Here is an 8,803-nt window from a genome sequence, read left to right on the forward strand (position 1 = left end):
TTTGGTTGTGCTGCTGCAATTGTAGGTTCATTGTCCCGGATGGGGATAATCTGCTTAGTGGGTATACCAATACTGGTAACATTTTTGGGAAATATAACCGAACCCGCCATCCAAATTACGGCAGGAATAGGGAGTTTTATTGGTGGTCTATTTGGTCCCCAACTGCTGATGATAGCTAGAAACTTGAAAGACTCTTTTTCCAGTCAAAGATCTGCTTCTTCGCGGGTTAGGTCGGCTTTAGCACGGCTTTCTCACCGTAAGTGGGAAGAAGATGCACCGATTTGGGGTCATGCCATTAAAGTAGGTAAAGGCCCTGATGTTGTCGCTGGTATGCCTATTGGAAGTCACCACACTTGGTATGGTGCTTTATATACTCATGGAATCGTCGGGTTTATTGGAATATTAATTCCTATAGTCTATACTTTTATAGAACTTTTAATTAAAGCTCAAAGGAGTAAAGTTGCCACAACAGCACTAACAATACTATTAATTTGTATCCTGTTTTCCTTTGGGGAAAATCTAGAGGGATTAGCTTACCTCTACTGGCCTGGTTTGGTTGTAGTAGGGATGGGACTAAAATAAAAATGCTCAAGGGGTTTGTCTAGACCTTTTGTGGGTAATTACCATGTACTAATTATATACAGAAAAAGGATAATCGCCATGGCCACCATATCTGTAATAGTTCCAGTTTATAACGGAGAAAAAACTATATTAGAAACGATCCAATCGATTCAAGCACAAACGTTTTCAGATTTTGAGTTAATTGCCATTAATGACGGCTCCACTGATGGGACATTAGATGTAATCAGTACAGTCAACGATCCTCGATTGAAAGTGTTTTCCTATGAAAATGGCGGATTGCCAGTGGCACGTAATCGTGGCATTCGTCGCTCTAGGGGCGAGTTTATTACGTTTATAGATGCCGATGATTTATGGAAACCCGATAAATTGGAGCTACAGTTAGCAGCACTGCAAAAAAATCCTGAAGCCGGAGTGGCTTACAGTTGGACTGCCTTTATAGATGAGAATAGCAAATTTTTGTTTGCTTGGCAACCACTCTATTGGGAGGGTAATGTTTATCCCCAATTACTAATTCGTAACTTCATATCCAGTGGTTCCAATATCATGGTTAAGCGGAAGTATATTGAAGCAGCTGGAGAATTTGACCCATGCCTGAAATCAGTTGAAGATTGGGATTATTACCTCAGGCTAGCAGCTTTATGTCCTTTTGCACTGGTTCCTAAATACCAAATTCTCTACCGTCGCTCTTCCCAGTCAATGACCTCTAAAGTGGATGTGATGGAGAATGCGAACCTAATTGTAATTGAAAGAGCATTCAAGGCAGCTCCACCAGAACTTAAGTCTCTTAAAAATAAGAGTTTAGCGAATGCCTATCGTTATCTTGCTAAGCAGTGTATAGCTAATGCTTTTGATAATGAAGCAGTAAAGCTAGCTATTAAAAAACTAAGCTATTCCATAAAGCTTTATCCAAAATTTTTGCTAAGCAAGGAAACTATGCGTCTGATTTTAAAACTATTAATAATCAAAATTATGCCTAAAAAACTAGCTGGACATTTAATCCAACTAATCGGCCAGAAAATGCCGATGGTATCTGTTGATAATCGGATGATTTAAGAGCACTAACTACCACTCTAATTTTACAGATATCAATTTCGACAGATATCAATCATCACAAGGATGGCAGGATGGGAGATCCACTGTGAAAATTGTCAAAACAATCGGGAGTCGCATTAAGCAAAAACTAGGTAACCGTAGCACTTTTACTCGCAATCTTGGTTGGATGGGAGTGGCACAGGCATTTATTCGGGTTTCCCGTTTAGCTGCAACGTTTATTTTGCCACGCTTCTTAACTCCCCATGACTTTGGATTAGCTGCACTGGTTCTGACGACCTATGAATATTCACAAACAATAACGCGGATCGGTGTTCATGCTAGAATTATACAGGCGGAAGCCGATGAGCTGGAAGACATTTGTAATAGTGCTTATTGGTTAAATTGGGTACTTTTTGCAAGTCTATTCGTTATGCAGTGCCTTGCTGCTTTTCCAGTTGCGTGGTTTTATAAGGATAACCAACTTATTTTACCCATTTGTCTATTAGCATTTAACTTTTTGATTGCTCCCTTAGGAGCAGTACAGTCAGCACTAATTCAAAGGGATAATCGAATTCAGGTAACGGCTACTGCTCGCGCTCTCAGATATGCCACCGCCAATATTTTAACCGCTGTCTTTGCTGTTCTTCATCTGGGAATGTGGGCGATAATACTTCCCATACTAATAGCTAGCCCTATAGAATTCATTACCTATCTGTTCAAACATCCCTGGCGGAGAACTGGCTCTTTCACAACCAAATACTGGGGTAAGATTTTTCGCTTTGGAATCAATTTCCTGGGGATTGAACTTTTAAAGACTCTCAGGGAAACTCTCGACTATCTTATCATTGGTCGCTTTATAGGAATTGACCTATTAGGTGTTTACTACTTTGCTTACAATGCTGGATTGGGAATTAGCTTGACTATCGTCCAATCCATTACTACTGCTTTATACCCTGCCCTATGTGAAGTCCGGACAAACTTATCGAAATTTAAGCAAACATACTTTAGCAGTCTGAAGACGATTGGGAAAGTGATTGTTGGTTTTGTTGCTTTACAAGCAAGTCTAGTTCCGTTTTATATTCCCATTATGGTTGGGGAAAAAATTCATACGGAAGGCTGGAGTATGGTTGTTCCCATCGTCATTTTAGTTTGCTTATCAGCAATTCCTAGACCCTTTGATATTGCTGGATTTCAGCTTTTAGCAGCCATTGATAAACCGCAAATTGGCTTGCTCTGGAATGTCTTATTTACTATCATCTTTTCCTGTAGTCTACTGATAGCAGTGAAATGGGGAATCATCACGGTCGCTGTATCGGTTTTACTGGTTCATGCCCTTTTAATTCCGTTATTTGTGGTTTGGTCTGCTAGGTATGTCTTTGCTAAACCTCAAACGTCTCCTGTAACCTTAGAGCATACTGTACTCCAATCTCATACTGTACTCCAATCTCAAGATGAGACTGATACTGATCAGTTTTATGTCAGCCAATGGACTTTATCATTAGCCAGTAGTGGGACATTCCCTAACACTCAGGGTTCTGAATTTGGTGATTGTGACTTTAATAACAGTAATAATAGTAATAGCAGTGCTGGGTTAAGCGATCGCTTCGATGATCCCAGAAAACAGCTGAAGTTGATAGCTGAAAGTGTGACGGTTTTAGAAGAAGCGGCAAAGCAGCTAAATATATCTCTAGATAGCTTAGATAAGCCTTCGATTCAACTAATCGATAACTCTACAATGATGGTTTTTGAAATTTCAGGAGTCACCCCTGAGGAAGCGCAACGGAGAGCCTTCGCCATTAATCAGGCGTTTAACAAAAGACTGGAACAACTCAGAAAGCAAGAAATTGCTCAACAAGAAAAGACTATCCCAGTGTATATAAAATCAGCCGAAAACGATCTAGAAAAAGCACAGCAACGCCTAGCTGAAAAAACGGCGAACATAGGATTGCCCTTAAACCAGCTCTTAGAGACAATAGAAACACTACGGCGGAAAAAGATTGAATTACGGCGCAAAAAGATTGAATTGCTGGCTGAGCTAGTACCGACTCAGTCTGATCATAGTCATTCTACCAATCCTCAGATTATGAATCCTGTTCACCATCAGCCTCAAGCTAGCTTATTCCAAGATGATCTACCCTTAGAAATGGATGATATTAAACCACAACTACAAGGTAGTGATGACAAGGCCAGGGATCTAGAGTTTCAGATTTCTCAGCTTGAAGTAAAACTTAGCAAAATGTCCCAAGATGCCTTGACTCTGGAAATTATAGAGCGAGATTTACGGATTGCACAAACCGTCTATTCCTCTGTTTTAAGCCAATGGAAAATTATTAAGTCAGACTCATCTATTATGTATTATCCCCAACTGCAATTGGTAGCGGGTCCCACCTTAGCTACCAGATCACAAATGCAAAATAGTCTAGTACACTTGGGCATAAATTTGTGATCAGTTCCTGGGAAGATGATAGTGGTCAGGAGGTAATTTTTAGTCGTCAGTTGTCAGTTTCAAGTATTTATCTATTTTTTTTGAGAAATTTTCTTTAAAAAAATAAATAAAATTAAAACTAGTTCTATTTAAAACCACTGGTCAAACAATGAAACATGTTTCTGTCATTATTCCCGTCTACGGAGTTGAAAAGTATATTGCAGCAGCGGTGCAGTCTGTTCTCGACCAGACCTATACCAACTTTGAACTGCTCATTATTGACGATGAATCCCCAGACAGTAGTATAAAAATTTGTCAAGAATTCTCGGATCATCGAATTAAGATTATTCATCAAACTAATCGGGGACTTGCTGGAGCGCGCAATACAGGAATTCGCCATGCCGAAGGAGATTATTTAGCGTTTTTAGATGGGGATGACTTATGGTTGCCTCACAAACTGGAAAGACATATTGAACACCTAGAAAAATTGCCAGAGGTAGGGGTTAGTTTTAGCCGTTCTGCATTGATTGATGAATCTGGAAATTTATTGAACACTTATCTAATGCCTAAGTTAAAGGACATTACCCGATCAGATTTATTCCGGTCTAGTCCTATTGGTAATGGTTCAGCTCCCGTAATTCGACGGGAAGTCTTTGAAGCCCTTAAGTATCAAGATAACCTTTACGGCACTACAGAAGATTTTTACTTTGATGAAAACTTTCGCCGCGCTGAAGATATTGAATGTTGGCTACGTATTGCGATTCAGACAGACTGGAAAATTGAGGGAATCCCTGAAGCACTAACCCTATATCGAGTCAATTCAGCCAGTCTTTCAGCGAACTTAGTCAAACAGTTAGATTCCTGGAAACAAGTACTAGAAAAAACTCGCTCCTACGCTCCTGAATTGATTGAGAAGTGGGGAAATTTAGCCCTGGCCTATCGATTGCGAAACTTTGCTCGTAGTGCAGTACGTCTTAAAGATGGACCAATGTCTGTCAAACTAATTAACGCTGCTTTGGCAACTTACTGGCGTCTTCTCTTGGAAGAACCAAGCCGTACCCTTCGGACTTTGGCTGCTGCCTATTTACTTTGGCTGTTGCCTAAGCCCCTATATTCCCACCTCGAAGTTCTGGCTGTTAAAGTAGTGGGAATGATCCAAAGACGTCAGATTTTGCAAGACCAACTTGGACAATAATTGTCTTAGTCATTCACTATAATATCGGTGATAAAATGAAAAAAGTTTCTGTCATTACTCCAGTCTACAACGTTGAGAAGTATATTGCTGCTACAGTACAGTCAGTTTTGGATCAAACTTACCAAAATTTTGAATATTTGCTCATTGATGATGGTTCTCCTGACCACAGTGTAGAGATTTGCCAGGAGTTCCTAGACCCGAGGATCAAAATTATTCGTCAGGAAAATCAGGGAGCTAATGCAGCAAGGAATGAAGGCATCCGCCAAGCCCAGGGAGAGTATATAGCATTTTTAGATGGCGATGACCTATGGTTGCCTCAAAAGCTAGAAAAACATATTGAACATTTGGAAAACAATCCAAATTTGGGGATTAGCTTTAGCTGTTCTGGGTTTATCGATGAAGCAGGAAATCCCCTAGGAATCTATCAACTTCCCAAGCTGAAGGACATCACCATCGGTGACATAATTTGCCGTAATCCTATTAGTAATGGCTCCTGTGCTGTGTTCCGCAAGCAGGTATTTGAAGCCATTAAGTACCAAGAGACTATCAACGGAAAGACCAAAGACTTTTATTGGGATGAAGGATTGCAAGGGTCACAGGATTTGGATTGTTGGTTTCGCATTGCTATCCAAACCAATTGGCACCTGGAAGGCATTGCTGACTCTTTGACTCTATACCGAGTAAATTCCGGTGGTATATCAGCTAACTTGTTCAAAAAACAAAAGTCTTGGGAACAGGTAATTGAGAAGACTCGTTCCTATGCTCCTGAGGTGGTGGTTGAGTGGGAAAACCGTGCCCGTGCTTACCATTTGAGGTATCTAGCTCGTAGGGCAGTTACCTTGAGAGATGGTGCCATGGCTGTCGAATTCTTCAACCAAGCTCTGGGTACCTACTGGCAGATGCTCTGGGAAGAACCACGTCGTACTGTGTTAACTGGGGCTGCAGCCTATTTGCTCTGGGTTATACCTCAGAATCTTTACAAGCATATAGAAGCTGTAGCTTTAAAAACCACAGGGTCTTCACAAAAGCGCCGGATTTCTCAAGCAATCAGAGGTACATGAAATGTCATCTATTAGCAAATAGCTAAAACCCTGCTACCAATGCATGCTGGTTTTGGGGTAATGGGTAATAGGTCTGCCAATGATCCATTCCCCATTACCCATTCCCCATTACCCATTACCTATTACCTATTACCTATTACCTATTACCTATTACCTATCTCCAAAGTAAAAAACCTACCCTTGTCAGCCACTCCCCACTCCCGATTCCCGACTCCCCACTCCCCACCCAAATGTAAAAAACCTACCCCTGTGAGCACAGCCCCTCTCCATTCGCGACGGCATCAAGACAGTGAAATTGGATATTTTGTGAGTTGTAGCTAATTGTAAAATTTATGTCTACTAATTGTGAAATTTATGTCTAGTTTTGATAAATTATATCTATCGCTAGACATTTTTTTTTGCTATATTTTTTGATTATGATATACTTCTATAAAGTCTGGTTTTATCGCTTTTATATAAGCTTACAGGGATGGCAGATTGAAATCATGATATTGCTTAATTGCCTACTTTTGACGTTCACTGTCTTATCTAGTTGTCGTATATACTACCAATGCTACCGGAAAATATATTATACAATTAAACAAAAATTATTATACAAAACTTGATAACTATAAAACTATAAAACAAAAACTAATAAAATTTATCTGGGGGGCGACCAGCGCCCCAAAGTACTTGCCAGCTTGAGGTTTAAGCTTACAGTGACTTATCAACTATACATAGACAAAACTATACATAGACAAAAGAAGCATAGTTTGAATTATTGAGAACTCAATCCCTGATTAGTTCGTCCAAGTTTAATAAAAATCGGGTTGATAATTTTGGTAAATTAAGTACCTAAAGCTAGACCAGATAATACTTATAGCTAACCGATCACAACCTCATAAATTTTAGCCTATGAAAACTGTTTCGATAATTATCCCAGTATACGGAGTTGAAAAGTATATTGCTAGCGCAGTACAGTCGGTTATCAACCAGAATTATCAAAACTTTGAACTGCTCATTATTGACGATGAATCCCCAGACAGTAGTATAAAAATTTGTCAAGAATTCTCGGATCATCGACTTAAGATTATTCACCAAACTAATCGGGGACTTGCTGGAGCGCGAAATACAGGAATTCGCCATGCCAAAGGAGATTATTTAGCCTTTTTAGATGGAGACGACTTGTGGTTGCCTCAGAAACTGGAAAGACATATTGAACACTTAGAAAAATTTCCAGAGGTAGGGGTTAGTTTTTGCCGTTCTGCTTTGATTGATGAAGCTGGAAATTTTATGGGTGCCTATCTAATGCCTAAGCTCACTAATATTACTATATCTGATTTGTTTCGAGAGAGTCCGATCGGGAACGGTTCGGCTGCTGTAGTTCGTCGCGAAGTCTTTGACAAAATTAAGTATCAGGATAATCTTTACGGCCCTACAGAAGATTATTACTTTGATGAAAACTTCCGTCGTGCTGAAGATATTGAATGTTGGCTTCGCATCGCTATTCAAACTGACTGGAAAATTGAGGGAATACCTGAAGCACTAACCCTGTATCGAATTAATACACAAGGGTTGTCAGCCAATCTCTTCAAACAGTTCGAGTCCTTGGAACAAATGATTGAAAAGACCCGTTCCTATGCTCCCAAAGTGACCAGCCGATGGGAAAACATTTCTAGGGCTTACCAATTGCGGTACTTGGCTAGGAGTGCGGTTCGTCTTAAAGTAGGTTCAGATGCTGTGACATTTATACATCGCTCATTATCCAATCACTGGCTTATCCTACTAGAACAGCCACAGCGAACAATCTTAACCTTAATAGCCGCTTATATGCTTTGGTTATTACCGAAGTCTTTATATGCTCAAATTGAATTGCTTGTCTCTAAGCTGCTCAAAAATGTTAAAAAACAGCCTCTTGTCCAAAACTAGTACCGCTGGGCGGAATTCAAAATTCAAAATTAAAAATTAAAAAACCTTATAGAGTAATATTATTCTATAAGGGTTTACCTAGTTTGGAATCGTATCTTTATTTACTTTGTGCTTTTCTAGCATGATTAACTAATTTCAAGGTTTGAGTCTACTATGAAAAAAGTATCGGTAATTATTCCAGTCTATAAGGTTGAAAAATATATAGCAGCCACAGTAGAATCTGTGCTCGCCCAAACCTATAAAAATTTTGAGTTGCTACTCATTGATGATGGCTCTCCTGACAACAGTATCCAAATATGTCAACAAATTAACGATCCGAGAATTAAAATTATTCGTCAGGATAATCAAGGAGTCTCAGCCGCTAGAAATACTGGTATTCGCCATGCTCAAGGAGAGTATATCGCTTTCTTAGATGGAGATGATCTATGGGTTCCAGAAAAGCTAGAAAAGCATGTTTTACATCAAGAAACATCGCCCCATGTAGGAGTCAGTTTTAGCTATTCTGCGTTCATTGATGAAACAGGAAGTCCGTTAGGAATCTATCAAATAGCCAAAACTAAAGATATAACTACAGATTATATCATGTGTCGTAATCCGATT

Annotated in this window: 7 protein-coding genes and 1 pseudogene; all 8 read left to right on the forward strand. The window is 39.6% G+C overall.

Going from position 1 to position 8,803, the window contains the following annotated elements:
* Positions 1 to 582: pseudogene (locus F6K20_RS13235) on the forward strand (O-antigen ligase domain-containing protein); the annotation flags it as partial.
* A gap of 78 nt (positions 583 to 660) precedes the next feature.
* A complete protein-coding gene (locus tag F6K20_RS13240) occupies positions 661 to 1,635 on the forward strand; it encodes a glycosyltransferase (protein ID WP_008179032.1) in 975 nt (324 codons plus the stop codon).
* Positions 1,636 to 1,720: 85 nt separating this feature from the next.
* A complete protein-coding gene (locus tag F6K20_RS13245) occupies positions 1,721 to 4,060 on the forward strand; it encodes a lipopolysaccharide biosynthesis protein (RefSeq protein WP_008179030.1) in 2,340 nt (779 codons plus the stop codon).
* A gap of 148 nt (positions 4,061 to 4,208) precedes the next feature.
* Positions 4,209 to 5,234, forward strand: coding sequence for a glycosyltransferase family 2 protein (locus F6K20_RS13250; protein WP_008179028.1), 1,026 nt, complete (start codon positions 4,209 to 4,211; stop codon positions 5,232 to 5,234).
* A gap of 35 nt (positions 5,235 to 5,269) precedes the next feature.
* On the forward strand, positions 5,270 to 6,295 hold the full coding sequence (locus F6K20_RS13255) for a glycosyltransferase family 2 protein (protein WP_008179026.1): 1,026 nt from the start codon (positions 5,270 to 5,272) through the stop codon (positions 6,293 to 6,295).
* A 60-nt stretch (positions 6,296 to 6,355) separates the two neighbouring features.
* Positions 6,356 to 6,616, forward strand: a complete 261-nt coding sequence (locus F6K20_RS13260) for a hypothetical protein (protein WP_287294951.1) — start codon at positions 6,356 to 6,358, stop codon at positions 6,614 to 6,616.
* A gap of 573 nt (positions 6,617 to 7,189) precedes the next feature.
* Positions 7,190 to 8,203: a glycosyltransferase family 2 protein gene (locus tag F6K20_RS13265; protein WP_008179022.1), complete on the forward strand. Its 1,014-nt coding sequence runs from the start codon at positions 7,190 to 7,192 to the stop codon at positions 8,201 to 8,203.
* Between the two features lie 153 nt (positions 8,204 to 8,356).
* Positions 8,357 to 8,803 (forward strand): glycosyltransferase family 2 protein (locus F6K20_RS13270; protein WP_287294953.1); only part of this gene is annotated, 447 nt, incomplete at its 3' end.

Origin of the sequence: Moorena sp. SIO2C4, from assembly GCF_010672485.1 — a bacterium.
Classification (GTDB): domain Bacteria; phylum Cyanobacteriota; class Cyanobacteriia; order Cyanobacteriales; family Coleofasciculaceae; genus Moorena; species Moorena producens.

Coding starts and splice junctions, on each gene's coding strand:
- F6K20_RS13250 (WP_008179028.1), top strand. CDS start 4,209: ATGAAACATGTTTCTGTCATTATTCCCGTCTACGGAGTTGAAAAGTAT.
- F6K20_RS13240 (WP_008179032.1), top strand. CDS start 661: ATGGCCACCATATCTGTAATAGTTCCAGTTTATAACGGAGAAAAAACT.
- F6K20_RS13260 (WP_287294951.1), top strand. CDS start 6,356: ATGGGTAATAGGTCTGCCAATGATCCATTCCCCATTACCCATTCCCCA.
- F6K20_RS13265 (WP_008179022.1), top strand. CDS start 7,190: ATGAAAACTGTTTCGATAATTATCCCAGTATACGGAGTTGAAAAGTAT.
- F6K20_RS13255 (WP_008179026.1), top strand. CDS start 5,270: ATGAAAAAAGTTTCTGTCATTACTCCAGTCTACAACGTTGAGAAGTAT.